Annotated in this window: 22 protein-coding genes; 10 read left to right on the top strand and 12 right to left on the bottom strand. The window is 45.1% G+C overall.

Annotation, left to right across the window (positions count from 1 at the left end):
• Positions 1-79 precede the first annotated feature (79 nt).
• Positions 80-2170, top strand: coding sequence for an elongation factor G (gene fusA / locus FKN08_RS00575; RefSeq protein WP_012841459.1), 2091 nt, complete (start codon positions 80-82; stop codon positions 2168-2170).
• 118 nt (positions 2171-2288) lie between these two features.
• Here fusA and FKN08_RS00580 read toward each other — a convergent pair whose 3' ends face one another.
• Entirely contained in the window at positions 2289-3239 is a 951-nt protein-coding gene (locus FKN08_RS00580; protein ID WP_170891011.1) for a LysR substrate-binding domain-containing protein, read from the bottom strand.
• A gap of 98 nt (positions 3240-3337) precedes the next feature.
• On the opposite strand from FKN08_RS00580, the gene FKN08_RS00585 reads away from it, so the two are divergent.
• Positions 3338-3547 carry a DUF1127 domain-containing protein gene (locus tag FKN08_RS00585; RefSeq protein WP_170891013.1) on the top strand — a complete coding sequence of 70 codons (210 nt, stop codon included), beginning with the start codon at positions 3338-3340 and terminating at the stop codon, positions 3545-3547.
• A gap of 68 nt (positions 3548-3615) precedes the next feature.
• On the opposite strand, the gene FKN08_RS00590 is transcribed toward FKN08_RS00585, so the two are convergent.
• Complete coding sequence (locus FKN08_RS00590) at positions 3616-5307, bottom strand: AMP-binding protein (RefSeq protein WP_170891015.1); 1692 nt, start codon at positions 5305-5307, stop codon at positions 3616-3618.
• Between the two features lie 476 nt (positions 5308-5783).
• Here FKN08_RS00590 and FKN08_RS00595 point away from each other — a divergent pair, with 476 nt between their 5' ends.
• On the top strand, positions 5784-6779 hold the full coding sequence (locus FKN08_RS00595; RefSeq protein ID WP_005380160.1) for a transporter: 996 nt from the start codon (positions 5784-5786) through the stop codon (positions 6777-6779).
• Positions 6780-7003: 224 nt separating this feature from the next.
• On the opposite strand, the gene FKN08_RS00600 is transcribed toward FKN08_RS00595, so the two are convergent.
• Genes FKN08_RS00600 through FKN08_RS00615 form a run of 4 tightly spaced genes read right to left on the bottom strand, consistent with a single transcriptional unit; the run spans position 7004 to position 9581 of the window.
• The gene (locus FKN08_RS00600; protein ID WP_170891017.1) at positions 7004-7570 is read right to left on the bottom strand and encodes a hypothetical protein; all 567 of its coding nucleotides are present in this window, start codon (positions 7568-7570) and stop codon (positions 7004-7006) included.
• A gap of 54 nt (positions 7571-7624) precedes the next feature.
• On the bottom strand, positions 7625-8302 hold the full coding sequence (locus FKN08_RS00605; protein ID WP_005380165.1) for a C39 family peptidase: 678 nt from the start codon (positions 8300-8302) through the stop codon (positions 7625-7627).
• A gap of 5 nt (positions 8303-8307) precedes the next feature.
• A complete protein-coding gene (locus FKN08_RS00610) occupies positions 8308-8631 on the bottom strand; it encodes a hypothetical protein (protein WP_005380167.1) in 324 nt (107 codons plus the stop codon).
• Between the two features lie 20 nt (positions 8632-8651).
• Complete coding sequence (locus FKN08_RS00615; RefSeq protein WP_152811674.1) at positions 8652-9581, bottom strand: dentin sialophosphoprotein; 930 nt, start codon at positions 9579-9581, stop codon at positions 8652-8654.
• A 568-nt stretch (positions 9582-10149) separates the two neighbouring features.
• Between FKN08_RS00615 and FKN08_RS00620 the strand changes: the two genes are divergently transcribed.
• The gene (locus tag FKN08_RS00620) at positions 10150-10794 is read left to right on the top strand and encodes a response regulator transcription factor (protein ID WP_023624282.1); all 645 of its coding nucleotides are present in this window, start codon (positions 10150-10152) and stop codon (positions 10792-10794) included.
• Between the two features lie 223 nt (positions 10795-11017).
• Here the strand turns inward: FKN08_RS00620 and chrA are convergent, their stop codons facing one another.
• Positions 11018-12157 (bottom strand): chromate efflux transporter, encoded by a 1140-nt coding sequence (gene chrA / locus FKN08_RS00625; RefSeq protein ID WP_170891019.1) that lies wholly within the window; start codon positions 12155-12157, stop codon positions 11018-11020.
• Between the two features lie 88 nt (positions 12158-12245).
• Here chrA and FKN08_RS00630 point away from each other — a divergent pair, with 88 nt between their 5' ends.
• Entirely contained in the window at positions 12246-13190 is a 945-nt protein-coding gene (locus FKN08_RS00630; RefSeq protein ID WP_170891021.1) for a LysR family transcriptional regulator, read from the top strand.
• Between the two features lie 48 nt (positions 13191-13238).
• Here FKN08_RS00630 and FKN08_RS00635 read toward each other — a convergent pair whose 3' ends face one another.
• The 4 genes from FKN08_RS00635 to ebgR form a co-directional block, all read right to left on the bottom strand.
• Complete coding sequence (locus tag FKN08_RS00635) at positions 13239-14672, bottom strand: amino acid permease (RefSeq protein WP_006742400.1); 1434 nt, start codon at positions 14670-14672, stop codon at positions 13239-13241.
• Between the two features lie 78 nt (positions 14673-14750).
• Positions 14751-15203, bottom strand: a complete 453-nt coding sequence (locus FKN08_RS00640) for a beta-galactosidase subunit beta (protein ID WP_140064435.1) — start codon at positions 15201-15203, stop codon at positions 14751-14753.
• A 3-nt stretch (positions 15204-15206) separates the two neighbouring features.
• Positions 15207-18305, bottom strand: coding sequence for a beta-galactosidase subunit alpha (gene ebgA, locus FKN08_RS00645; RefSeq protein ID WP_170891023.1), 3099 nt, complete (start codon positions 18303-18305; stop codon positions 15207-15209).
• 346 nt (positions 18306-18651) lie between these two features.
• Positions 18652-19638 carry a transcriptional regulator EbgR gene (gene ebgR, locus FKN08_RS00650; RefSeq protein WP_025591165.1) on the bottom strand — a complete coding sequence of 329 codons (987 nt, stop codon included), beginning with the start codon at positions 19636-19638 and terminating at the stop codon, positions 18652-18654.
• 380 nt (positions 19639-20018) lie between these two features.
• On the opposite strand from ebgR, the gene galE reads away from it, so the two are divergent.
• The 4 genes from galE (at position 20019) to galM (ending at position 24519) form a co-directional block, all read left to right on the top strand.
• The gene (galE, locus tag FKN08_RS00655; protein WP_170891025.1) at positions 20019-21038 is read left to right on the top strand and encodes a UDP-glucose 4-epimerase GalE; all 1020 of its coding nucleotides are present in this window, start codon (positions 20019-20021) and stop codon (positions 21036-21038) included.
• A gap of 84 nt (positions 21039-21122) precedes the next feature.
• Positions 21123-22175 (top strand): UDP-glucose--hexose-1-phosphate uridylyltransferase, encoded by a 1053-nt coding sequence (locus tag FKN08_RS00660; protein WP_017447731.1) that lies wholly within the window; start codon positions 21123-21125, stop codon positions 22173-22175.
• A 109-nt stretch (positions 22176-22284) separates the two neighbouring features.
• Positions 22285-23445 carry a galactokinase gene (gene galK, locus FKN08_RS00665; protein ID WP_170891027.1) on the top strand — a complete coding sequence of 387 codons (1161 nt, stop codon included), beginning with the start codon at positions 22285-22287 and terminating at the stop codon, positions 23443-23445.
• A gap of 9 nt (positions 23446-23454) precedes the next feature.
• The gene (galM, locus tag FKN08_RS00670; protein WP_170891029.1) at positions 23455-24519 is read left to right on the top strand and encodes a galactose-1-epimerase; all 1065 of its coding nucleotides are present in this window, start codon (positions 23455-23457) and stop codon (positions 24517-24519) included.
• 73 nt (positions 24520-24592) lie between these two features.
• Here the strand turns inward: galM and FKN08_RS00675 are convergent, their stop codons facing one another.
• Complete coding sequence (locus tag FKN08_RS00675) at positions 24593-25618, bottom strand: LacI family DNA-binding transcriptional regulator (protein WP_167426284.1); 1026 nt, start codon at positions 25616-25618, stop codon at positions 24593-24595.
• A 212-nt stretch (positions 25619-25830) separates the two neighbouring features.
• Between FKN08_RS00675 and FKN08_RS00680 the strand changes: the two genes are divergently transcribed.
• Positions 25831-26901 carry a cellulase family glycosylhydrolase gene (locus tag FKN08_RS00680; RefSeq protein ID WP_048625922.1) on the top strand — a complete coding sequence of 357 codons (1071 nt, stop codon included), beginning with the start codon at positions 25831-25833 and terminating at the stop codon, positions 26899-26901.
• The last annotated feature ends 39 nt before the right edge of the window (positions 26902-26940 follow it).

Below are 26940 nucleotides of genomic sequence, written 5' to 3' on the forward strand. Positions count from 1 at the left end.
TCCGCACGCAAGGGTATCAGTATTGACAGAATGTGATATACTCTGCGCGCACTTTATACCTTATTAACAGAGTAAGACAATGACTGATTTATCAAAATACAGAAACATTGGTATTTTTGCTCACGTAGACGCGGGTAAAACTACCTCTACAGAGCGTATCCTAAAGCTAACTGGTAAGATCCATAAGATCGGTGATACACACGACGGTTCAACTACAACTGACTTCATGGAGCAGGAAGCTGAACGTGGTATCACAATCCAGTCTGCAGCAACAACTTGTTTCTGGAACGATCACCGTCTAAACATCATCGATACTCCTGGACACGTTGACTTCACTATCGAAGTTTACCGTTCTCTAAAAGTACTTGACGGTGGTATCGGTGTATTCTGTGGTTCTGGTGGTGTTGAGCCTCAGTCAGAAACTAACTGGCGTTACGCTGACGAATCACACGTATCACGTCTGATCTTCGTTAACAAACTAGACCGTATGGGCGCAGATTTCTACAAAGTTGTAGATCAAGTACAAAACGTACTAGGTGCTACACCTCTAGTTATGACTCTACCTATCGGTATCGAAGAAGATTTCGTAGGTGTTGTAGACGTACTAAGCCAACAAGCTTACGTATGGGATGAGTCTGGCCAGCCAGAGAACTACGAAGTTCAAGATATTCCAGCAGACATGGTAGAAAAAGCTGCTGAATACCGTGAAATGCTAATCGAAACTGCTCTAGAGCAAGACGAAGATCTAATGATGGCTTACCTAGAAGAAGGCGAAGAGCCATCTCTAGAAGACATCAAACGTTGTATCCGTAAAGGTACTCGTGATCTAGCATTCTTCCCAACTTACTGTGGTTCAGCGTACAAGAACAAAGGTATCCAACTTATTCTTGACGCGGTAATTGATTACCTACCATCTCCAACAGAAGTTGATCCACAGCCTCTAACTGATTCAGAGACTGGTGAGCCAACTGGTGAAGTTGCGACTGTATCTGCAGACGAGCCACTACGTGCGCTTGCATTTAAGATCATGGACGACCGTTTTGGTGCTCTAACCTTTATCCGTATCTACTCTGGTAAGATGAAGAAAGGTGACACAGTACTTAACTCTGCAACTGGTAAAACAGAGCGTATCGGCCGTATGGTTGAGATGCACGCAGACGAGCGTAACGAGATCGATTCAGCACAAGCTGGTGACATCATCGCTGTAGTTGGTATGAAGAACGTTCAAACTGGTCACACTCTATGTGATCCTAAGCACGAATGTACTCTTGAGCCAATGATCTTCCCAGATCCAGTAATCTCTATCGCAGTTAAGCCTAAAGATAAAGGCGGTTCTGAGAAGATGGGTATCGCGATCGGTAAAATGGTTGCAGAAGATCCATCATTCCAAGTTGAGACTGATGAAGATTCAGGCGAAACTATCCTGAAAGGTATGGGTGAACTTCACCTAGACATCAAGGTAGATATCCTTAAGCGTACTTACGGCGTTGAGCTAGAAGTTGGTGCTCCACAGGTTGCTTACCGTGAAACTATCACTCAAGCAATCGAAGACAGCTACACGCACAAGAAACAGTCTGGTGGTTCTGGTCAGTTCGGTAAGATCGATTACCGCATCAAACCAGGTGAGCCAAACTCTGGCTTCACGTTCAAGTCAACAGTTGTTGGTGGTAACGTACCTAAAGAATTCTGGCCTGCAGTTGAGAAAGGCTTTGCGTCAATGATGGAGCACGGTGTTCTAGCTGGCTTCCCAACTCTAGACGTTGAAGTTGAACTATTCGACGGTGGTTTCCACGCAGTTGACTCTTCAGCAATCGCTTACGAAATCGCTGCTAAAGGCGCATTCCGTCAGTCTATGCCTAAAGCTGGCGCGCAACTTCTTGAACCAATCATGAAAGTTGACGTGTTCACTCCAGAAGATCACGTTGGTGACGTAATCGGTGACCTTAACCGTCGTCGTGGTATGATCAAAGACCAACAAGCTGCGTCTACTGGCGTACGTATCAAGGGTGATGTACCTCTATCAGAAATGTTTGGTTACATCGGTACTCTACGTACAATGACTTCTGGTCGTGGTCAGTTCTCTATGGAGTTCTCACACTACGCACCATGTCCAGCAAACGTTGCTGAGCAAGTAATTGCTGACGTTAAAGAGCGTAACGCTAAGAAGTAATTCTTAAGTTAACTCTATAACTTGAAAGCCCCGCCTAGTGCGGGGCTTTTTGTATCTAACCGCTTATACATAGCGCGTTTTTGTTTCGCTGATATACGCCTTTGGTGTTGTTTACCTACTATTCTGAAGCTGAGCCAGTATTACTAACATTGAGGTCGATGGTTTTAAAATCTGGTATCACTGACTTTTCAAATGTTTCTATTTCTTCTCTCAACCATTGTGCGAACAATTGGGCTTTAGGTCGCTTTAAGTAGCCTTTTGGAGCGCACAGGTAATACGCAAATTTGGGTTTAATGGCTATATCACCAATTCGGACCAGTTTGCCTGAACGGAAATATTGATGAGCTAAACTGTGTTTGACGAGCGCTACGCCTTGTAGTGATAACGCGGCTTCTAACACTAAGTGTGAGCCACTGTATTTTAAAGCAGGCTTTGCCGCTGAATGACCAAGTCTCGCTAACCACATGTTCCAGTCCAGATCTGGCCAAACGTCTTCGATGAGCTCTGCTTTGCTTAAATCTTCAATGCGATAGATGCCGTGCTCTTTCTGATATACCGGGTGACAGGCAGGATAAAAAGCTTCATCCATTAGCCATTGTGATTCTAAATTAGGGTATTTTCCTAAACCATAACGGACACACAAATCGATCTGACTATCTTGAAAAGACACTAAATCATTGGTTGGTTCTAATAGTAAGGCGATATCAGGGTGACGCTGACGAAAAGCCGTAATTTTCGGGACTAACCAATGGTGAGCGAAAGAGGGGAGTGTTGATATCGAAAGGTGGTTAGGGTTAGGATCTTGATTAACCAATCTCATCCCTTGCTGCAAATGTGCAAACCCTCTTTCTGCCTGAGTAAACAGCAGCTCTCCCTCAGGTGTGAGCACGATTTTTCTGTGCTGACGAACAAATAAGTCCGTTCCTAAAAACTCTTCAAGATGACGAATTTGCTGACTAATGGCAGCTGGCGTAACAAACAATTCTTTTGCCGCTGTTTTAAAGCTTCCTTCCTTTGCTGCAACGAAGAAGTAATACAAGCCCTGTAAAGGAGGCATTCGATCTTTCACATTAGTTTTCCTTAACTCAATGGTAGATTCTATCGTTTGAGGATATCAGCGTAGTCGCTGATTATTAAGTGGTCAACATTGTTATAGGAGTTGGTTACATGGAAAACATGACACACACTTGTGAGCGCACTTTACCAGCTGACCATCGGACCGGATTACAGTTAATTTATTCTAAACTTGCTAGTTGGAGAAGAAACTACAAGACACGTCGTCACTTGAGAGAGTTACCAGAGCATCTTTGGGACGATATTGGATTAGATGAAAAGGAGATTAATAGTGAAGTGAGGAAGCCTTTTTGGAGAGAGTAGTTTATGAGTTTGATTCAAGCTCAGAATTAAACTGCACTCCCCAATGATATTGAGGAGTGCAGACAAGGCTATAAATCTTCTTCCCACACAACCAATTCACCTTTCGGCCAGTTGTGACCAACTTCATGATACTTTTGCTCAAGCACATGACGTTTAATTTTGAGTGTTGGCGTCAATACGCCATTTTCAATGCTCCAAGGCTCTTTAATCATTAATACGCCTTTGATTTGCTCATGAGAGGCGAGTTCTTGATTCATTTTTGCAATGACTTTGCGGGTGGTTCGTGCGTATCGCTCTCGATCAAAGTTAGGGAAGTCATGTGGCACAACCAAAAGAATCGGGGCTGGTAGCCCTAAACCGATGAGACACATCATCTCTACGCGACTGTATTCGAAAAGTTTTTTCTCGATAGGAACTGGAGAGACAAACTTACCTTTGGCGGTTTTGAAGTTATCTTTTTTACGGCCTTGAATCGTTAGATAACCATCTGAATCGATAGCGCCGATATCACCTGTGTGTAGCCAGCCCTCTGAATCAAAAGACTCTTGGGTGGCAATGTCATTTTTATAGTAGCCAGAAAATAGCCCTTTGCCACGCACCATAATTTCATCATCAGCTGCGATTTTTAACTCGATGCCTGGCCCTGCATTACCGACACTACCAATTTTGTCAGCTCTAAATGGGTAGTTGAGCGTGCTATAGGCAAATGATTCAGTCATGCCCCAAGCTTCAGTAATATTGAGTCCTACAGAGTGGTACCATTCCAGCAGTGCTGGTGATACCGGGGCAGAGCCACAGCCTAATACTCGAGCCTGATCCAACCCCAATCCTTCTGCGAGCTTTTTCTTGATCAGAGAATTGACGAATGGGATTTTCAATAGAATGTTGAGCTTCTTCTGTGGAAGTTTGTCTTGAATACGTTGTTGGAATAGCGTCCATAATCGTGGGACGGAGATAAACAGAGTTGGTCGGTGCATCTTCACATCTTCGATAAAAGTGTCCAGTGACTCTGGAAATGCTGTTGGCACGCCACCCATAATCGATGAACCGAAGATATAAACACGCTCTGTAATATGAGCGAGCGGTAAATAAGAGAACAGTCGGTCGTTTTCTTGGATACCAATATGATTGATCAGTTGCTGAACAGACCAACTGAATGCGCCGTAAGTTAGCATCGCGCCTTTCGGTAACCCTGATGTGCCTGAGGTATACACCAACGACATTAGCTTGTCATCGTAATGCTGCGGACTCTCTTCACTTGGCACTGCATCTGCAATGAGCGCTTGGTATTCGTGCTTACACTTTGGTGCCGTGTCATAAGGTAGAGCGATGCTAATGAGTTCAGGCATAGCATCAATGACTTGCTGGGTTGCTTTAGGATCATCAAGTTTTCCGCCAATGAGCGCTTTACTTTCACTATGAGTCACACAGTATTCGATGGTGTCCGCGCCGGCGGTAGGAAAGATTGGCACACTGACATAGTCACCAAGCATCATAGCAAGATCGCAAATAAACCACTCTGCACAGTTTTTAGACACTAACGCCACTTTGTCGCCAGGTTGTACTCCGAGGTTGCGTAGTGCACTGACGAGTTTTAAGGCTTGATCGGCAACATCAGCGAACGTGTATTCAACAAATTGTCGGTTAATAATTTGCTTTAGGTAGACCTCATTTGGACGCTCTTGAGCCCATTTGAGAATCATTTCATTTGGTGGTGGGAGAGCGCAACCAGCAGCGCTATTTAGATTCGGCTGATTCATTTTAAGTGACTCCATGTCTTCTCATTGTATTTATAATTGTTAACGCATTGTTAACTTTAGCATGTTAAATCGCGACACGGGAATGCATTTTGATGAAATATGTGGGGAAGATAGCGTTAGTTATGGTTGAAGTCGGAGCGACTCGATCTAAAAAGCAATGTGATTGATGCTACGCAAAAGAGAACAGGCTTTTCAGCTGTTATGTCATACTTACTTCATACTAAGAGCACAGGTAAGCAATTTATTTTATTAATAATATTGCGAAAACATAGAATCTATCCTAATTATTTATTAACTAGTGGCTTAGTGTTGAAGATAAGTATAAATGTCTCCTAATTTCTTCAAAGCGCCAAACTTAAAGGTATGTCGTGGTTTTGAAGTAGCTATACTAATCTTACTTTGGAAAGTTAGGAGCTTCACCTCAAGCTATTGCCTGAGATTACTTGGGTACGATCATCAGCAAAAGGAAAGATGTGATGTTACGGAAGACTTTACTGGGTACCTATCTTTGTAGTTTATTCATTGCGGGGAATGCATATGGTGCTGAAGGAGATGATATTCCTCAGCGCGCCCAAACGGTTGGTGATGTTATTGAGCGCCCAGGCGTTCTCACACCTAAAGGTAAATGGTCATTTGATTCGTCTTTAAGCTATACACAAAACTCTTCAAACAAAGTATCTGTTGTTGGGTATACAGTCTTACCAACTCTGATTGTTGGGCGAATTGAAGTGAGTGATTCGGATAGGACTACCGTAACCGTTGGATTAACTGCTCGGTACGGTTTAACAAACGCCACAGAGTTAGAAGTTAGAGTGCCGTATGTTTATCGTAATGACCAAGTTTCTACGCGCCCCATTCAGGATGGTTCAAACAGTGAAGTAGTAAACACCACGGTGGATGGCGGAGGGCTTGGTGATGTAGAGTTCGCATTGAGGCACCAGTTTAACTTTGAGTCTGCGCCATACTGGGTAGGTGGCCTTAGAGTCAAGTCGGATACAGGACGATCGCCTTATGATGTTTCTATTGAAGATGGAAGCAACTCATTTAGTGATGTCCCTACTGGCTCGGGTTTTTGGAGTTTTGAGCCTAATTTATCTCTTATTCACCCTGTTGATCCAGCGGTCTTGTTCGCTAGTCTAAGTTACATTTATAACTTAGAGGATACTGTTACAGTTGGCGATACAAAAGCTGATGTTGAACTTGGAGACACTATTTCTCTTTCAGGAGGAATGGGGTTTGCGGTGAATCCTGATCTTTCATTCTCTTTAGGGCTTAGCCATAAAACTATTTTAAAAAGCAAAGTAAATGGCAGATCGGCAGATGATGCTAAGTTGCTTCAATTAGATGCATTAACTTTTGGTATAAACTATGCCTTTAGTGAACGCTCATCTATCAATGTTAGTGCTCAAGCCGGTCTTACAGAAGATACTCCCGACTTTCAATTAACAGTACGAGTACCTTTTAATTTGTAAAATGGATATTAGGCCCTTGATTTTTGGGCCTAATCTACCGTTAGCGTCTAGTGTTCGCATTATAAATTAATTGGATTATATTGGATAAAGTAGGTATATACTCTAAAAATGATGGTGGCCGATTGATATTTCAACCTTTCTTTTGGTATGTAATCATAGATATCAGTCGTTTCTAATATCAAAGAAGCTTAACGTGATAATTTTTCAGATAAAAATGGAAATGCTCATTGAAGGTGGTTCAATAAGGCGTCTTCTAATTGTTGGTTTGCTTTGATTTCCCGTATTACCCCATTTACTTGAGCATCAATGTCTACGAGCGTGCTAAGTCCAATAATACTGTTATCTTTCGTGTTTTGAATAATATTGATAATGCTTGAGTTTATAAAGTCTGAACTTATTATATTAGGATTTTGAGACGAAGGCATTTGAGGGGAATCTATAGAATTATCTCCAATAATATTTCCTTCACCAAATTGTATGATGTTAACAATACCCTGGTTGAAAACATCTCCACTTTGATTTTCACTATTTGCGCTAATGTTTTTTAAATTGCCATTTTCAATTACTAAGTTGGCAATGTTTGTGTTCAATATATCATCGCCATTTATAGTCGTAGTAATGCTTAATCCAATATTAATAATATACTCGTTCGTAACTTGGAAACCACCTCGATATTCTTCTAGAGATGAATTTGAAAGAGGAGTAAGTTTTTGTAGACCAACATCTTTAGCATCCACATTAAAATGAGGTATTAACATACAAAGCATTAACAAAAATTTATTGTAGTTCATAATGCTGGCCTTTCAGGTAGTTAAATTATTAAAGTTATTTAAAACAATGTTATATTAATTTTCACCGGAAACTGGGAGAGTAATGCTAAATACACCCAAGGAATCTCTAGACACACCTGTTTTTAGTGGTGATCTTTGATATACAGTGAAATTATCATTGGTAATAAAGCTAGACCGTCCCATTTCCGCTTCGTTACGGACCAGTAACACAATTCCTTGGTAATATTTTTCAAACTCATCCAGTTTCATTATCATGGTTCCTCTAGAAGGGTCTCCTAGAATAACTGAGTGATTGTTTATACCTCTGATTACAACAAAATGCATATACCCATCGAAATTAACGAGAGTAATCCCAGGGACGCCGACTTCTTTAATTTTCTCCAGTCCTACTTGAAAGCCGTCAGAACGTAACCCTATGGAATCCAAGTAAAACTTCATATCCAACAAAGAAAAACCTTTCTCTTTGATTTTTTCTTTATCACCTTTTTCAAACATGCTTTTGAAGATATCTTGTTCAGATGACTCTGTTGCATAATGAAAAGTGAGAAGAGAAGCCAGGGCGGCAGAGCCACAGCTGAAGTCATACTGTTGGCGAAAAACATCACCAAACACTATTTCTTTGTAGCTTTTAACAGGAACAGAGTAATGTGCTCGGTAAGGTAGCAGTTCTAATGAAATGGCTGATGCTGAATAAACGAGCATCAGCCAAATTAAGTTATTTAATACTTTCATATTGTTTACTTGAGTGTCAGGTTAACGACGGTAGAGTTCTGGATTAAAACGTTGTTTCCGCTGTTCTGAATTACGTTGGATATACCCGAACTGTCTGCGAACGCTCCACTTGATAGTATATTGTTACCACTCACGGTGTTTGACGCGACATTATCTGACGAAATACCATTGATATCTGATTCTGCATAAACCAAGTCGAGTTCAACATTTTGTCCACCTCTTGATTCATTCATGATATCCAAGCTAACTTCTCCGCCAGATAATGCAATGTCATCAGCGAGTGCAGTGCAGGCCACTATCATACTCAAAGTACAGATTGCCAAACGCATCGCTTTCTCCTACTAGTCGGTTACTCACCCCCAGTAAACACACTTGCATTAGTTGTAACAGATTGTTGTACAAGTGAATTTGAACCAGCATTCTGACCAACGGTAGTAATACCAGCTGCACCACCAAGACCACCAAGGGTGTTCATGTTTTCAACTCGAACTCGAGTATCATCCGCGTTAGTTGCATAAATAACTGATGCACCTGTAACACCACCCATTAGACTTGAGCTCGCAACAACCATATCTGTATCCATATGGACTTGATTGAAGCTATCAACATTTGTTGAGCTCGAGTCACTTTGATAGTTACTATTGTCGTTAAAGCTGTTCGAGTTTGTTGTGCTTGAATCAGCGTAGCTACGGTTATCACTCTGGTTACGGTTGTCGCTTTGATTACGATTATCGCTGTTATCGTTAAAGCTACTGTTGATACTAGAGTCACTGTTGTCGTTGTTGCTACGTCTTACAGTAGTACTAGAGTCGCTGTTGTCGTTGTGGCTTCTATTTGTGTTAGTACTTGAATCACTACTATCACTATTTAGGCTCACATCAAGATCAGCACTGGTACTGTTGTCGTTAGCGTTAGACGTACTATTGTCGTTGTGGCTTTGAGCTGTGTTCATGCTCGAGTTTGAACTGTCGCTGTTGTCATTAAAGCTGTCATCAACGCCAAGAGTTGCACTGTTGTCAGTATCGCTGTTGTCGTTAAAGCTATCACCGATACCCAGTGAAGCACTGTTGTCACTGTTGTCGTTAAAGCTATCGCCAACACCCAATGAAGCACTGTTGTCACTGTTGTCGTTAAAGCTGCCTGATAAACCGATAGCAGTATTAGCGCTGTCAGTCCATTGCATGTTGTCGTCTCCATCATCGATCTCATTCGCGATTAGAGAGCCACTAAATAAAATTGCTGACATTGCTAAAGCAAGCCCTGTTTTGTTTAGAGTCATAACGATTACTCCATTTCCTGTTATTCCTGATTAAAAATGACTGCACTTAACTTCTTGCTGCTTCCTTCAAATGTTGTGGGAAGCGATGAAATTATAAGAAAGGATTAGTGAAATCTGTTCTCATTATTGAGAATGATTCAGGCTGAAAGGGAGTATTTAGGTGCGTCTCTTTAAGGTATTAAAGAAAAAAATAACATAATCAGAATGTTATTTTTTGTATTTACTTTAAGTACTCATCAAGTATGAAATGAAGCCAATATAAAGAAGTAGTTCGTTCTATCGCACTGAGCGGAGCAGTCATCCATTTTTTATAAATGGTATTTTATCCAATTATTATCTTTATTATTTAATATTATAAATCATATCCTTATGCTAACACAGGTTGAAAAGTATGGATAAAAATATAACAGGTTCATACTTTTTAAGCCTTTTTCGGTGCTGAAAAGCAATGCGATATCATTCTGAAGTGCTATATTTTCTACTTAAAATGAAGATAAATTCTCTTTGCTATCCCCAATTAATTTTCTAACGGGGGTTGGTGAAACAGGTAAGTTAATGTGGTGGGACTATGGAAAAGAAGCACTTGATACTGCTAGCTGAGAGTAATTTACAAAGTAACTTAATAAAAAAACAGCTGTCTTCCATTCATGATGTCGATGTAAAGATAATGCAACCAGATGAAGTGGTGTTCAGAAGTCACTCACTCAGTATCGATTTGATGTTTATTGATTACGATTTTATGCGTCAGCTTGAAATGCAAGGAAAGTTACCAGATTTTGATCTATTTGGGTGGTCCTTTATGCTTCACAACGTCCCTTGTGAAAAAGTACAAACGGACTTACTGCATTGGAAGTTGTTAAAAGGAATTTTGCTCCGAAGCGCATCAGTGACACATATATGTGATGGCGCGGAATACGTACTGAAAGGTGGGTTGTGGCTGCCAAGAATGTACCTAGAGAAGTTAGTCCTCAATTATCGGCATGCAAATTTGTCCGAAGAACAGCAGCATGATGAGTTAACATGCAGAGAAAAACAGATTCTAGAGCTACTTGTGTACGGCATTTCAAATCAACAAATTGCTTCAAGACTTTTCTTGTCTGAAAGTACAGTGAAAAGCCATATATACAAATTATATAAAAAACTCGATGTCCATTCTCGTCATGATGCGGTTAAGTTGGTAAGAATGAACAATGGCTTAACCGAGAGAAGTTAAGTCATAAAATCGTGGTGTACGTTCTTTAATCAACAGCATTGAGGTTTTGCGGCTATCGACTTGTACATCGGGATGTAGTGTGGATATGGGGTAATTATCTCCTACCTTTGTGATGCTCTTTTAATCGGGGGTCTGTTCCGTTATCGCTATCTAATCTAAGCAAGGGCACTCGTATTTGAGTGCCCGTGGTTTATCTGGATTTAATAGTTGGCGTATCAGCAGGCTACATCATGCCCGTGACAAGGCCTGCTCCCACAAAAAACACGATCATCCACAGCACCGAAAGGTTGAGTTTTTTATGTAGATAGAAACCCGAAATCACTAACGCCATGTCGATGGGAGTAACAACTGCGCTGCTAAATACTGGCTGGTAAAGTGCCGCGAGTAGTAACCCTACTACCGAGGCATTTACACCGTTGATGGCGCCGGAGACCAGCGGTTTGCCTGCCAGTGCTTGCCAGTTTTTAAGAACGCCAAGCAGTAAAAGAAAACCTGGGAGGAATACGCCAAGCGTTGCGATCAGCGCGCCTAAAATTGGCGTATCCGAAAGCTCATAGCCGATAAAAGTCGCAAAGGTGAACATTGGCCCCGGTACAGCTTGTGCAGCGGCGTAGCCTGTTAAAAATGCATCTTGGCTAAGCTGGTCACCAACAATGTTTTGCAGAAGCGGCAGAACCACATGACCGCCACCAAACACTAGGCTACCAGCTTGGAAAAAATCACTAAACAGCCCAAGCAAAGGCAACGTATGAGCCACTAACGGTAAGCCGAGTAAAAGCACCGCAAATAGAGCCAATGGCGCGATAGACGGTTTAAACGGCTCGGTTGATGGCGCGGAGTCTTTCTTCAGATATCGCATGCCGACAAAACCTGCTGCGAGCAACACGAACATTTGCGTCATGATGCTTGGTGCCACCAGCAACGCAATCGCAGTCGCGACGCACAAACCCGCGGTCAGTTTGCTTTGGCAGAAGTTTTTGTACATGCCCCAAGTCGCATCCGCCACGACCACGACTGCGAGCAGTTTTAGGCCGTGGACTATGTTTTGAAACACAGCGGTGTCGGTGATTTGGCTGCTCACCATCGCCAGTGCCAACATGATGATCACCGAAGGAAGCGTGAATCCGACAAATGCTGCGCATGCGCCACTTAAACCACCGCGCTTATAACCCAATGCAAAGCCGACTTGGCTTGATCCCGGTCCCGGCAAAAACTGACTGAGTGCGACGATTTGCGCGTACTCGCTGTCATCAAGCCATTTCAGTTTCTCAACAAAGGTTTGGCGAAAATAACCAATATGAGCCGCAGGGCCGCCGAAGCTGAACCAACCTAGCCAGAAAAAAGTTTTGAAGATGGTGAACATGTCGAGCCTGTTTATCTAAAAAGCATTGTTGCTAATTTATCGGATGCTCTAAAATGACTCAAATTGATAGATTTAATTTCGTTTATGAATGAAATGGGATGAAGGTGTTGAGGTGAAAGAGGACATTCAGTGGCGCAACATTGACTTGAACTTATTGGTGACGTTTTCCTACTTGTATCGCCATCGAAGCGTTAGCGTCGCGGCAGAGAAAAGTTACGTTAGCCAGTCGGCGATGAGTCATAGTTTGTCTCGTTTAAGGTTGTTGTTTGACGACCCGCTTTTTGAGCGAAAAGGACACAAGATGGAGCCCACCGAGCACGCTCACCACATCGCGCCAACCGTGCATCATTTGCTGGACTCTATCGCCAAAGACTTGCTCACTAAGTCTGTCTTCCAGCCTGAAAATTACGCGGGTGTATGTCGCATTGGGTTAACGGATTATGCCGAGTTTATTTTTGCTCCTCGGCTTTATGACGAAATACGCCAGCGCGCACCAGAGGCCCAGATCAGTTTTATTAACGTCAATCGTAGCAACTACGTGGCATTAACTGAGCACGAAAAGCTCGATGTCATTATTGGCAGCATGCCGGTGTTGGATGACAACTTTGAGAGCTTGTACTTGTACACGGAAAAACATGTGTGTATGTGTGATAAACAGGTATTGAAAGGGGAAACACAGCTATCTCTGGAAGCGTTCGCGAACATAGAGCAAGCTCTGGTAAGTCCCGATGGGAGCTTAAAGACACAAGTAGACCAAAAGCTCGCAGAACATGGCTTGAGCCGTAAAGTCACCGTGGCGTCGCGCAACTTTCTCACTATTCGGCATTTGTTGAAAAAGCGCGATCTCATTGCCATCGTGCCAGAAAAAATGGCGTTGGCGGAGGGCTTTTCGGACGATCTCATTACTATTAAGCCGCCGATCGCCGTTGCGGATTTTGATATTGCCATGCTGTGGCATTCAAGCCGAAACAATGAAGACAAAGGCATTTGGCTACGCGAGTTGGTTTCTTCGACCATTACCTCTCACATATAAAAAAGGGCACCAAAGGGTGCCCAGAATGTTTGTCATTGAGAGTCTGTGTTATACCGCTTGCGAAGCTGGCGCGGCTTCTTTTATACGCTCTTCCTGATTCAATGATTTTTCGTATTGGCTGTACTTCCACCAAGCAAAGCCAAGGAAAATCACGATACCGCCAACGTTGTAGAAAATGATGGTCATGATGTCGGCCCCAGTAGGGAAGGTCGATGCTAAGAAACCAACCGTAAAGATAGCGATCAGTACCGATACGGTAGCGATGCCCATTTTGCGTGAGCCCATTTTGAAATCACGCTCAACGTGATCCAGTTTCAAGCGCAGATTCAGGTACGCCAACATGATGAACAGTGGTGGCAGCATGGATGCCGCTGCGGTCATGTTGATCACCGTGTTCATCAGATCTTGAGCGGTGTTAGAACCTAATGTTGGGATGATCATCAATGGGATAACGATAAGGAACTGATACCAAGCTGCGCGAGCTGGTACGCCGTTTTCGTTCAGCTCTACGGTTTTCTTACCAAAAATGCCTTCTGGAATCTCAGAGAAGAAGATTTTCACTGGCGTTGCTGTCCACATCAGTAGAGAGCCAAACATAGCGGTAAAGGATACCAAGCCTACAAAGCGGTTCATCAATACTTCTGGCAAACCAAAGTACGCAGCCAAACCTTCAAATACTTGTACCGATCCGCCCGTGTATTTTAGGGTTTCGCTAGGAACAAATACGTTAATCAAAACAGACGCGACTGAGTAAAGCACACCGATAAAGATACCTGCGATGATGATGACTTTAACAAACGATTTCGAGCCGCCTTTCACATCGTTTACGTAAACCGCGACCGATTCCGCACCGCCTGCCGCCATAAAGATCCATGTAGTAATGCCTAAAAATGCCCAGCTGAAATCAGGGATCATCGCTTCTACAGTAATTGGGTCAGCTGGTTCTACGCCGCCGATCAACGCAGCGCCAGCCAGTAAAATGTACGACATTGTCAGTAGCAGCATGAGGGAGGAGGTCACCGACGTAATTGGCCCCAACATTTTCGCGCCGTTCGTCGATACGTAGGTCGCAAACGCAAACAAAATCATACTGAGCACGGTAGTGGTGAATGGCGTCAGAATGTATTCATAGCCCAAGAACGCGTAAGACGCATAAGCGATAACACGCGGCAGTAAGGACGTGAAGAAGAATAGGTTAACGAACCAGTAAGTGTAGGCAGAGATAAACGCCCAGCGACCTCCGAGTGAGCTTTTTACCCATGCGTAGACCCCCGCCTCAGAATCTTTATTCAGAGATACGAATTCTGCGATGATCAAACAGAAAGGGATGAAATAAAAAATGGTCGCCAGAAAGAACATTGGCGCAGAAGCTAGACCGATCTCGATGTTGTTATTGATTACGTTATTAAAGCTAAATACTGCGGCAAAGGTGAGGGATAACAACCCGAATTTACCTATCGTATTACGTTTGGATTCAGACATGTTCTATCTCCGGTGAATCACGTTGGAATTGTAGGGAGGAAGGGCTTGTAATGCTGTGACCACAGCCCTTCTCTTGTTTTATTTATTTAGGAAGTAGCCATCTTCGATGGTCACTTTGAGCGCCACTTTTCTTACGCGGTTGTCTCCGTGGAAGCGGTACGCTTCACTGTTTTCAAAAATCGCCACTTGGCCTTCGCAAAGCTCACGTGTTTCACCCTGACCAGAAAAAAATTCGCGGTCGGTTTCATCACGATAAGCTTGTTCTAGTGTCAACGCGGTTTTATCCGCGAACTCAACGGTTTCTCGACCTTCGAGGTAGTAATGCACATCGAAGTAACGACGGTTACCGATGAACGTTTCGGTTTGTTTCGCAATGCCATCTTCAACCATGTAAACCAGTGAATCGCCAATCGAGTGCATCACGCCATCTTTGATGTTGCCGATGTTGCCAATGGCTTCCACACAGCGGTTCCATTTACGACCGTTGCGATATACCTGTTTGAATTGCTCTAAGCTGTCTAACACGATCATGGGTTACGCCTCGTTGACTGATTGAGTATTGGTTTGAGTGAAAAACGCGTTGTCGAAATCATGGTTTGCCATCACGTGTGCGTTGCAATCGCCTGCTTGCAGTGGCATCAGCGTCAAACCGTAACGGAACTCGTCCATGTACACGCGGTAAGAGTCGAGCACTTCGCTGCCCCATGAGTTCGAGCCTAACCCCATCACTTGATGGTCAAGGTTAAGGGTGATGTAGCCACTCTTTTCTAGCTCGATCGTATGTTGCGCTTGATGCAGGTTTTGGTTGGTGTAGAACCACGCGCTGAAGTTGATTTCTTGCTGAGGTTTCACCAATAACCCTGTGCCATGACGGTTGGTGAGCGATGCCCAGCGCACGTGTTGGCGGTTGCCGTTGTTTTGCGGGAACGGGTAGTTCTCGAACATGTCCGCCACATTGGTGTGGTAAACATCAATGAGGTTGGCTTGGCAACTGTCTTGGTAGTTTTCTTCTGGGCCGCGACCGTAGTAACTCACTTGATCAAAGCTGCCGTTGATGCCCAAATCCAAGCCGATGACCGGAATCACGTGAGGGTAGTCGCCGTAGCGCTCGCCACTCAGTTCCACATTCAAATGGCCTTGAGCATTGATTTGATAACGATAGGTACAACGCATGCCAAAATCAAAGACCGGCGGCGCAATGATGCTGGTGGTCGTAATCAAGACGGAATCATCAGTTGCTTCCACAGCAAGTGTGCGGAAGTGCTCCTGCATGATTTGCAGATGCGCTGGGTGCCACAAACCTTCATACTCTTGTTTGTGGTTATCAATCATCGGTTTGAAGAAGTTCAGTCTCGGCTCAGATTGAATGATCTCTTCGCCATTTACGCGCCAAGAAGTCAGCTTGCCGTTTACTTTGGAGAAAGTAAGCGCAAAGTTATGACCTGTGATCACGTGCTCTAGGCGGCTTTCTTCAAGCACCAAGGGTTGAACATTGTGGTTGACCAACGCAGGCAACGTCGCGGTGTTGTCTTTCAGTTGGAACTGATACACCGCAATTTCATGGTTGGCTTCGCTGTAAAGCGTGCGACTGTCTTTGCGTACGGTGAAGTTCACAAAGGCTTCGCGCTCATCCAATTCTGGCAAGTCGATGGTCACTTCACGTTCGCTGTTGGCGACCAAAGCTTCGACTTTGAATTGCACGCTACGCAGGGTTTCACCTTCGGCACGCACGTCAGCAGTAATGGTGTAATCATCGAGGTTAGTGAACCACAATTTGTTCTCAACGATAAAGCGGTCATGGCAACCTTCAACGGCGCGGATTTTCACCGGTGCAATGACTTGTTTGTATTCTTTCAGGCCAGGGCCCGGGGTTTGATCTGGGTAAATCAGACCATCCATGCAGAAGTTGTAGTTGTTTGGGTAGTCGCCATAATCGCCGCCGTATTTGTAGAACTCTTGGCCGTGCTCATCACGCGCTAGAATGCCGTGATCACACCATTCCCAAACGTAGTGACCTTGAATGTGGTCGTGCGCATAGAACACGTTTTGGTATTCCGTCAGACCACCCGGCCCGTTACCCATCGCGTGTGCGTATTCGCAGATGATGCGTGGCTTCTCGTGTGGGTGTTCGCCAAAGTAATTCATCAGTTGAGCGCGTGAGTACATCGTCGAAATCACATCGACGACTTCAGCATCGCGGTCTTCTTCGTAGTGAACCAAACGGGTGTCATCAATTGCTTTGGTCACGGTATACATCGCACGGATGTTACAGCCATAACCCGATTCGTTACCGAGTGACCACATGATGATCGAAGGGTGGTTCTTTTGCGCATGAACATGACGCACTGCGCGATCGACAAACACCGCTTCCCAAGCAGGATCATTGGTGATACGGCTCAGGTCGCCAACGTTGGCAAAGCCGTGGGTTTCCACATCGGTTTCTGCCATCACAAACAGGCCGTAAATGTCACACAACTCGTAGAAGCGTGGGTCGTTCGGGTAGTGTGCGGTGCGAACCGAGTTGATGTTGTGTTGCTTCATCAAAATCAGATCTTTTTCCACGCGGTCCATGCCCACTGCGCGACCTTTTAGGTGGTCGTTGTCATGACGGTTTACACCATGCAGCATCACGTATTGATTGTTGATGTAAAACAGGCCATCACGCACCTTGATATCACGGAAACCCACGCGTTGTGGGATCACTTCCACTACGTTGCCTTGGTGATCTTTTAAGGTGATGAACAAGTGGTAAAGGTAAGGGTTTTCAGCCGTCCAATGCGTTGGATTCACCATATCAATCGCAAAGCTTGTTGAGTGGTGGTTTTGGATAGTCAGTGAATCGCATTGACCACTGGCTACGACAGTGCCTTTGTCATGCAGCGCGTATTCCAGCGTATAGCCAGACGCGATAGCGGTGGAAAGGTTTTCCAATTCGATTTGAGCACTGAGCGTCGCACTTTGGTAATCGTCGGCGAAGTCGGTGCGAATTGTTAGGTCTTGGACGTGAATGTTCTCTTTTCCGATTAGGTAAACGTCACGGAAGATCCCCGCCGTCCACCACATGTCTTGGTCTTCAATGTAAGTGGAATCGGCCCACTGCATCACGCGTACAGAGAGTAAGTTTTCGCCTTGTTGGACGAACTTGGAAATGTCGAATTCCGCTGTGAGTCGGCTGCCTTTGCTAAAGCCGACGTACTCGCCGTTTACGTACACTTCAAAGTAGGTTTCCACGCCGTCGAACTTGATGATGGTTTGTTGGTTATCCCACTGTGGACCAAGTGTAAATGTGCGTTGATAAGCGCCCGTTGGGTTGTCGGTTGGTACAAACGGGACGTCGATCGGGAATGGGAAGCCTTCATCGGTGTATTGCAGATCGCCGTGGCCTTCCATTTGCCACATGTTTGGGACGGTAATGTGTCCCCAGTCGTTCATTGTTTGTGAGTAAAACGCATCAGGTACCAACATTGGGTTGGTGAAATAACGGAATGTCCATTGGCCGCTGAGTAACATAAAGCGGCGACTCAGTTCACGTTGAAAGGTTTGTGCGCTCTGAACAGAGTCGTAGGAGAAAAAGTACGCACGCGGTGCCATACGATTCTCGTGTAAGTGTTGGAAGTTTTCCCAATTGTTCACGTTTTGATCTCCCCTCGGCTTGGTGCGCTTATGTTGGAGTGCGGATTGGTTTCATCGCGGCTCAACATCAGTGCAAAAACAACGGCCGATGTATTGTGAAAAATGCTTATGAATAATCTGAGAAAGATATTAGTAAAAGTTTTACTAAAATAAATCAGTGAAAACGTTTTACTTTAACTTGGTCACGTTTTAAATGACCAATGTTGAGCAAGATGTGATCAGCGTAAAGGAATGAGATCTAGATTGTTTTGGAAAGTAAAAACAGTAAAATTCGGTAGAAAATAAAAGAAGAAATAAAAAAGCACTGAAAATTCAGTGCTTTATTTGAACAGTTTTGAGGGTGTTTTTATCGAGTTGTGCCGCGTAGCTTGAGCTTGCTTGGAACGTACACTTGAAGGGGCAGTGCGCGTCCGTCACGGTATTTTTCTACTAACAAGTTCACGCCTTGAATCCCCATCATTTCAGAATGAATACGAACGGTAGATAGAGGTGGGAAGGTAAAGCGTGCGGTAGGAATGTCGTTCACGCTGATCAGCGCAATATCATCAGGAATGTTTAAACCAAACTCATGCACTGCTCGTAACACACCAATCGCAATGGAGTCCGAAGCAATGAACATCGCTTTTGGGAAATCGCCTTTGGCCAGCATCTCTTTCGCTAAGTCATAACCGGACAAGCTAGAGAAATCGCCACGATAAATGTCGTCTTCAGAAACCACACCTTTTAGACTGCCGTAGTCCACAAACGCATTTTCACGAATGTCTGCGGTGTTGGGTTCGTCTTGTCCACCAATAAATCCGATGCGCTCGTAGCCTTGTTGTACAAAGAAATCAACCACTTGCTTGCTGATTCTTACAAGGTCGATATCAACGCAATCGTAAGGACTAGTTGGATCTGAAAAGTCGATGTAACAGATGCTATCGGCTAGGCGTTTAGGTAACTTATTGACCACCTTTTGGTCGACTTTCCCGACTAAAAGGACACCCGTGATCTTTTGCGTTTCAACATCAACTTCGCTGTTGTAGCAATTGGTTAGCGTAATGCCGAGTTTGTCGCACTGAGTTTCAATCCCATGACGAATCGACAAGTAGTACGGGTCATTCACTTCTGCTTCTTGTTTGTAATTGTACAAGGCCAAAAAGTGATGTTTTTGCTTGGCTTCTTTGGTGGCTTTCTTCGAGCTGCTGGTGCGGTACTCCAGCTTTTCTGCGATTTCTAAAATGCGGCGTTTGGTTTCTTCTTTAACGCTCAACGTCGGATCGTCATTCAAAACTCGCGATACAGTTGCAAGTGAGACGCCCGCTTCAGTGGCGATATCTTTTAGTGTTGCCATGTACATTTCCCGTTGGCATTGCTCACTTCTCCAAGTGAGAACTCAATAATCTGGCTATTGTAAACAGCTACTTAGGGATGCACAAACTTTTAGTAAAATCGTGCGATCCACGAAAGAGAGCGGTATCTGCTCGACTCATCTTCACAGCTCATCATCTTCTTGGTTTAATTTAACTAAAGTTAGCATCTAAAATAAAGCTTTTGTGTAATTTTGTGGAAACGTTTACACAATTTGAATTCGATCACGGATCTGGATCGAGATTGGTTGCTAGACTTTTAGCCAGTTAAGAAATGGGCGTTCCGATTCGATGCAATGGCGATTGGCTTTTAGCGCATCAGAGTGAGGTATGAACAGAAAGCAGCAAACGTGGAGAAGCAAAAGTGAAAGTTCTTGTCACAGGCGGTATGGGATATATCGGTAGTCACACTTGCGTTCAGATGATTGAAGCGGGAATAGAACCTATCATCGTCGACAACTTGTGTAACGCCAAACTGGAAGTGTTAAACCGTATTGAAGCGCTGACAGGCAAGCAGCCTGCGTTCCACCAAGGTGACATCCGTGACGAAGCATTTTTGGATACGGTGTTCGCGCAGCACGACATCCAAGCCGTGATCCACTTTGCTGGCCTCAAAGCGGTTGGCGAATCGGTGGCAAAACCACTTGAGTACTACGACAACAACGTCAATGGCTCATTGGTGTTAGCGCGCAGTATGCGTAAAGCGGGCGTGAAAAGCATCGTATTCAGTTCATCGGCAACGGTTTACGGTGACCCTGAAATAGTGCCGATTACGGAAGATTCACCAACAGGTGCAACCACCAATCCATACGGACGCAGCAAATATATGGTGGAGCAGTGCTTAAGCGATCTGTTCCATGCTGAAAACGATTGGAGCATCACCTTACTGCGTTACTTCAACCCAGTTGGCGCGCACCCATCGGGCAGTATGGGGGAAGATCCACAAGGCATTCCCAACAACTTGATGCCGTTTATCGCCCAAGTAGCCGTTGGTCGCCGTGAAAAACTCTCCGTGTTTGGCAATGACTACCCAACCCCTGATGGCACGGGCGTACGTGATTACATCCATGTGATGGATCTGGCCGACGGCCATATTGCGGCTTTGAAATCGGTGGGTGAGAAATCGGGTTTGCACATTTACAACTTAGGTACAGGTAAAGGCTCGAGCGTACTTGAGATGGTGGATGCGCTCGCGACCGCTTGCGGTAAACCTGTGCCTTACGAGTTATGTCCGCGTCGTCCAGGGGATATTGCTGAATGTTGGGCAAGCACGGAAAAAGCCGAGCGTGAACTAGGCTGGAAAGCAACACGCACGGTGGCTGAAATGACCGCCGATACGTGGAACTGGCAGTCAAAAAATCCCAATGGCTATTCCCCTGCGTAGTTTACGTCGCCGCATTGTTGTCTGCACTTTCCAATTTCATTGAGAAATGCAGATGAAAGAATTCTTAAAAGTTGAGTAAGTAACATGTCGAATGTCGAATTTAACCCAGTGGATCATCCACACCGCCGTTACAACCCTCTGACTGGGCAATGGATTTTGGTTTCACCTCACCGTGCTAAACGCCCTTGGAGTGGCGCAGATGAAAAGCCCGCGTTGGATGAACTACCAAGCTATGACGGTAAATGTTTCCTTTGTCCAACCAACGAACGTATCTCTGGCGATGTTAATCCAGACTACCAAGGCACCTATGTGTTCAATAACGATTTTGCTGCGCTGATGGTGGATTCACCAGATGCACCGGAGTCAAACAACCCGCTATTCAAAACGCAAGGCGTGCGTGGTTTGAGCCGAGTGATTTGCTTCTCGCCAGATCACAGCAAAACCTTACCGGAGCTGCCAGTGGATAAAATTCGTGGCGTGATTGATACATGGAATGAGCAAATTGAAGAGCTCGGCAAAGAGTACGTTTGGGTTCAGGCGTTCGAAAACAAAGGCGAAACCATGGGCTGTTCTCAGCCTCATCCGCACGGTCAAATCTGGGCGAACAGCTTCTTACCAAATGAAATCGAGCGCAAAGAGCACAACCTAAAAGCGTACTACCAAGAACACGGCAGCAACTTGCTGGTGGATTACGTGCAAGCGGAACTCAAAGACGGCTCACGCATTGTGGTAGAAACCGAACACTGGTTGGCCGTCGTGCCTTACTGGGCCGCGTGGCCGTTCGAAACTATGTTGTTGCCGAAAACGCACATTCGTCGCATGAGCGAACTCAACGATGAGCAACGAGACGATTTAGCGCGAGCGATCAAGAAGCTGACCAGCCGTTACGACAATTTATTCCAATGCTCTTTCCCTTACTCGATGGGTTGGCATTACGCGCCGTTTTTTGACCAAGGCACAGACATCGACCATTGGCAGCTTCATGCGCTTTTTTATCCGCCACTACTGCGTAGTGCCACGGTTCGTAAGTTCATGGTGGGCTACGAAATGCTGGCAGAAAGCCAACGTGACCTCACCGCAGAGCAAGCGGCGCAGCGTCTGCGTGATGTAAGTGATGTCCACTACAAAGAATGCTAAGTCTTTAAATTGGACTGATTACGAATAACGGGATAGCGCGACTTTACAGATAGAAAGTTAGGCTCAACGCGCTATCCCACACAAATTACTATTTTAAGAGAACGTCCCTATGTCTGAACTTATCCAAAATGTGAAAGCGTCATTTGAGCAAGTGTTGGGCTACGCACCTAGCCATATTATTCAAGCGCCTGGTCGTGTGAACTTGATTGGTGAGCACACCGATTACAACGATGGTTTTGTCCTACCGTGTGCCATTAACTACCAAACGGTCGTGGCGGCGGCAAAGCGTGAAGACAATATCGTGCGTGTGGTTTCGGTCGATTATGGCAACGCAGTGGACGAGTTCGATATCACGCAAGCCATTACCTTCCAGCAAGACAAAATGTGGGCGAACTACATTCGCGGCGTGGTGAAGTGTCTTCTGGCGCGTGGCTACCAGTTTACTGGGACGGATATTTCAGTCAGCGGCAACGTGCCTCAAGGCGCGGGTTTGAGCTCATCGGCGGCATTGGAAGTGGTGATCGGTCAAACTTTTAAAGTGCTGTTCAATCTTGAGATCAGCCAAGCCGAAATCGCGTTAAACGGTCAGCAAGCCGAGAACGAATTCGTCGGTTGTAACTGCGGCATCATGGACCAAATGATTTCAGCGGAAGGGCGTGAAAATCACGCGATGCTATTGGACTGCCGTAGCCTAGAAAGGGAATCGGTTTCCATGCCAGAAGAGATGGCAGTCGTGATCATCAACTCGAATAAAAAACGTGGTTTGGTCGACAGCGAATACAACACTCGTCGTCAGCAATGTGAAGAAGCGGCGCGTATTTTCGGTGTGAAAGCTTTGCGTGATGTGACGATTGAGCAGTTCAACGAGAAAGTCGCTGAGCTGGATGAAATGGTGGCCAAACGTGCCCGTCATGTCATCACAGAAAACGATCGTACGGTAGAAGCGGCGCAAGCGCTACGAGCACACGACATGAAGCGCATGGGTGAGCTGATGGCCGAGTCTCATGCCTCGATGCGCGATGATTTCGAAATTACGGTAAAAGAAATCGATACGCTGGTGGAGATAGTCAAAGAGGTGATCGGCGATCAAGGCGGCGTGCGCATGACTGGCGGTGGCTTTGGTGGTTGCATCGTGGCACTTGTACCGCCAGCACTGGTTGATGATGTGAAAGCGGCAGTTGAAGCGAAATACCAAGCGGCTACGGGCTTAAAAGAGTCGATTTATGTCTGCCAAGCCAAAAATGGTGCGGGTTTGGTTGAAGTGCTGTAAGGAATGATGATGAAAGCCTATTTTCAACAACTAGAACAAGCGATGGCGCAAACGCCGTCGTTTGATGGCCAAACTGCGACTCTGATTCATTTGACCAACGCGAATGGTATGACAGCGTCGTTTATGGATATTGGTGCGACGTGGTTGAGTTGCACATTACCGGTAAATGGTGAAAACCGTGAAGTGTTGTTGCGCTCACCAAATATGGCTGAACACATGAAGCAAGACGCTTACTTCGGTTCCATTGTTGGCCGCTTTGCTAACCGAATTGCGAAGGGGCAGTTTGAGATAGACGGAGAGAAGTATCAACTTGGTATCAATAACGGTGAAAACTCACTGCACGGTGGCCTAGAAGGGTTTGATAAACGCCGCTGGAAGGTTGAAGAGCAAAATGATCAACAGGTCACTTTTTCACTTCGCTCCCCGGACGGTGACCAAGGCTATCCGGGAAACCTCGATGTGAAGGTGATGTACACGCTCACTGACGAGAATGAACTAGCTATCGCCTATGATGCTAAGACCGACAAAACATCGCCAGTGAATTTAACCAATCATGCCTACTTTAACTTGGCTGGTGAGGCGAGCCGCGCGAAAAGTTTGGATCATACTTTACAGCTCAATGCTGGGTATTACTTGCCAACGGATGCGGGGTTAATTCCTACCGGTGAACAAAAACCAGTTTCGGGTACCAGTTTCGATTTCACCGAACCAAAATCGATTGGCCAAGAATTTCTTGCCGAGCAAGATCTGAAAACTGCTGGTGGCTACGATCACGCCTTTGTATTCATGCCTGAAGTGACCGATGGCGTGTCTGTCACTGCGGTTTTAATTGCACCAAAAGAAGATGTGGTGATGAAGGTGAAAACCACCAAGCCTGCCATCCAGTTTTATTCAGGGAACTTCTTAGCCGGTACGCCCGGTGCAAGTAAAACTTACGAACGCTATGACGGCCTAGCATTGGAAACGCAATACTTTCCAGACGGGCCAAACAAACCAGAATGGGGACTCAACAATGGGGTGTTGATCTCTGGGGATTGCTATCAGCATCAAACTACTTATCAGTTTGAATTTTAGATAGCACTTCTGCCCTTTGAACTTGCAGCGGCAGCGATGCTGCAACTCCAACGACTTTGGGTGTTATGGTGGGCTACATGCCCACCTTTTTTGTTTTTGTCGAAGAGGTTCGAACGATGAGCTCACCCTCTACTTTGCGTTTGTTAGAAAGCAACGGTTGCGCTTCAATCAGTGCCATCAACGATTCGATTGCGAGTTTACCCATGTCTGAGTAGGGCAGTTCAACCGACGTTAATGCTGGGAAGCTTTCAGAGGCGATTTGCTGATTATCGTAACCGACAACGGCAACATCCTGAGGAATCTTCAACCCCAACTCCGCTATCGCTTGGTAGCACCCCATTGCCATATAGTCGCTGCCACAGAAAATCGCTTCTGGCGGTTGCTCCATATTCAGTAGTGCCAGTGTTTGCTGGTGCGCTTTTTTTAGCGACCAGTTTGCATCGACTAAATACTCTGAGTTAGGAATGATGTCTGCATCAATGAGAGCCTGACGATAACCATCGGCACGTTGCTTACTGGCTAGCATCCAACTTTCACCAGACAGCATGGCAATGCGACGATAGCCTTGCGTCGTGAGGTGTGAAACTGCTTTGTAAGCTCCAATCATATCGGCCGGCAAAATACTTGGCGTTTCGGTGTGTTCTTCGTTGGTGCAGTTCAGCAGTACAGTCGGTAAGGAAGTTGTGACGCGTTGCTGCTCCAACTCTCGCGTCATACTGGATGCGTAAACCAAGCCTGCGTAATCACCGCCGTTGATCTCCGACTCAATCTTGCTTGCCAACACTTCATCATGGCTGTAATTGAACGTCACCAATATGTAGTCGTTCGACCACGCTTCTTCTCTCGCTGCATTGATGGCATCGATAAATGGGTCATAACTGGTTAAGCCGTTGATCACCAATGCGATCTTTTTAGGGCGTCCCAAAGCATGGGCAACCTTTTTGTTTTTGTAGCCAAGTGATTCTGCGGTTTCGAGCACTTTACGTTTGGTCGCTTCCGCGATTTTTACGGAAGTTGAGCCATTCAATACCAGCGATACGGTCGACTGAGAGACGCCAGCCGCCGCCGCAATGTCACTCATGGTGATTTTTTTAGCCATTCTGTTCTTTTACTTAATTTCGTTAGCTAAAGATATTAGCTAAAGATTAAGTTCGGATCATCCTTTAAAGATAAAGATCACAAAAGTAAGTCAGAGCAACTTAAAAGCTGTGATTTTAACCACGTTTATTCTTTGACTACCTAGTCATTAAATTATTAATTAATATATTAGCTAATATTATTAGTTAATAATTTAGTTTTAAGGTGAGTAAGATGAAAAGATGGTCGGAAGAGAAAGCGTGGCAATGGCAAAAAGAGCATGGCTGGCTACGTGGCTTTAACTATTTACCGCGCACAGCGGTTAACTGGAATGAGATGTGGCAAGCGGAATCTTTTGCACCTGAGGTGATGGAACAAGAGTTAGCTTGGGCGCATGATGTGGGTTACAACACTTTACGTACCAACTTACCATTTATAGTTTGGCAAGCGGATCGCGATGGTTTACATGCGCGAATTGAGCGCTTTCTGGATATTTGCGAACGCAATCAAATCAAAGTGATGCTCACGCCGATGGATGACTGCGGTTTCTCGGGCGACCATCCTTATCTTGGTGAACAAAAAGCGCCCGTACCGGATTTGCACAACAGCCAAGCAGCAGCAAGTCCTGGTCGCAATGTGGTGATGGACAAATCTATGTGGGGTGAGGTCGAAGCGTATATTCGCGACATCATCTCTACCTACAAAAATGACCCTCGAATCGTTATTTGGGATCTCTATAACGAGCCAACCAACCGCATGATTTTCACCACTACGGGTGAGATCGCTTATGACGAAGAAATGGAAATCTTTAGCCATGAGCTGATGGAAAAAGCGTTTGAGTGGGCACGTGAAGAAAACCCAACTCAGCCTCTTACCGTCGGCGCTTGGCATGCGCCAAGCATTCTTGACCGAAGTCTACCGATTTATGAACACCCAACCGATCGAAAAGCGATGGAGCTGTCGGACATCATTACTTTCCACGCTTACTTACCACTCGATCTGTTCCATAAAGCCGTTGAAATTGTAGAAAGCTACAACCGACCAATGATGTGTACTGAGTGGCTTGCTCGTCATGCGCAATCGTACATGCACGAACAGCTTCCGGTCTTTAAACAGAAAAACATTGGCTGCTACCAGTGGGGATTAGTGAAAGGAAAAACACAAACGCATCTGCCTTGGCCAGAGATAAAACGTAGCGATGCAAACTATGCGAGTCAATGGTTCCACGATCTGCTTGATGAGCAAGGACAGCCGTATGACGCAAGCGAAGTGCAATTGATCAAAACACTCGCAGAAGTGGATTAATTGCCTGTGAGCCGACTCTGAGAAATGGGTCGGTTTCTT

Origin of the sequence: Vibrio sp. 1-2 (7-a), from assembly GCF_013048515.1 — a bacterium.
Classification (GTDB): Bacteria; Pseudomonadota; Gammaproteobacteria; order Enterobacterales; family Vibrionaceae; genus Vibrio; species Vibrio diabolicus.

What these genes read in the sequence shown, in the direction of transcription:
- fusA (WP_012841459.1), top strand. Translation starts at nt 80, where the DNA reads ATGACTGATTTATCAAAATACAGAAACATTGGTATTTTTGCTCACGTA.
- FKN08_RS00585 (WP_170891013.1), top strand. Translation starts at nt 3,338, where the DNA reads ATGGAAAACATGACACACACTTGTGAGCGCACTTTACCAGCTGACCAT.
- FKN08_RS00590 (WP_170891015.1), bottom strand. Translation starts at nt 5,307, where the DNA reads ATGAATCAGCCGAATCTAAATAGCGCTGCTGGTTGCGCTCTCCCACCA.
- FKN08_RS00595 (WP_005380160.1), top strand. Translation starts at nt 5,784, where the DNA reads ATGTTACGGAAGACTTTACTGGGTACCTATCTTTGTAGTTTATTCATT.
- FKN08_RS00600 (WP_170891017.1), bottom strand. Translation starts at nt 7,570, where the DNA reads ATGAACTACAATAAATTTTTGTTAATGCTTTGTATGTTAATACCTCAT.
- FKN08_RS00605 (WP_005380165.1), bottom strand. Translation starts at nt 8,302, where the DNA reads ATGAAAGTATTAAATAACTTAATTTGGCTGATGCTCGTTTATTCAGCA.
- FKN08_RS00610 (WP_005380167.1), bottom strand. Translation starts at nt 8,631, where the DNA reads ATGCGTTTGGCAATCTGTACTTTGAGTATGATAGTGGCCTGCACTGCA.
- FKN08_RS00615 (WP_152811674.1), bottom strand. Translation starts at nt 9,581, where the DNA reads ATGACTCTAAACAAAACAGGGCTTGCTTTAGCAATGTCAGCAATTTTA.
- FKN08_RS00620 (WP_023624282.1), top strand. Translation starts at nt 10,150, where the DNA reads ATGGAAAAGAAGCACTTGATACTGCTAGCTGAGAGTAATTTACAAAGT.
- chrA (WP_170891019.1), bottom strand. Translation starts at nt 12,157, where the DNA reads ATGTTCACCATCTTCAAAACTTTTTTCTGGCTAGGTTGGTTCAGCTTC.
- FKN08_RS00630 (WP_170891021.1), top strand. Translation starts at nt 12,246, where the DNA reads ATGAAATGGGATGAAGGTGTTGAGGTGAAAGAGGACATTCAGTGGCGC.
- FKN08_RS00635 (WP_006742400.1), bottom strand. Translation starts at nt 14,672, where the DNA reads ATGTCTGAATCCAAACGTAATACGATAGGTAAATTCGGGTTGTTATCC.
- FKN08_RS00640 (WP_140064435.1), bottom strand. Translation starts at nt 15,203, where the DNA reads ATGATCGTGTTAGACAGCTTAGAGCAATTCAAACAGGTATATCGCAAC.
- ebgR (WP_025591165.1), bottom strand. Translation starts at nt 19,638, where the DNA reads ATGGCAACACTAAAAGATATCGCCACTGAAGCGGGCGTCTCACTTGCA.
- FKN08_RS00660 (WP_017447731.1), top strand. Translation starts at nt 21,123, where the DNA reads ATGTCGAATGTCGAATTTAACCCAGTGGATCATCCACACCGCCGTTAC.
- galK (WP_170891027.1), top strand. Translation starts at nt 22,285, where the DNA reads ATGTCTGAACTTATCCAAAATGTGAAAGCGTCATTTGAGCAAGTGTTG.
- galM (WP_170891029.1), top strand. Translation starts at nt 23,455, where the DNA reads ATGAAAGCCTATTTTCAACAACTAGAACAAGCGATGGCGCAAACGCCG.
- FKN08_RS00675 (WP_167426284.1), bottom strand. Translation starts at nt 25,618, where the DNA reads ATGGCTAAAAAAATCACCATGAGTGACATTGCGGCGGCGGCTGGCGTC.
- FKN08_RS00680 (WP_048625922.1), top strand. Translation starts at nt 25,831, where the DNA reads ATGAAAAGATGGTCGGAAGAGAAAGCGTGGCAATGGCAAAAAGAGCAT.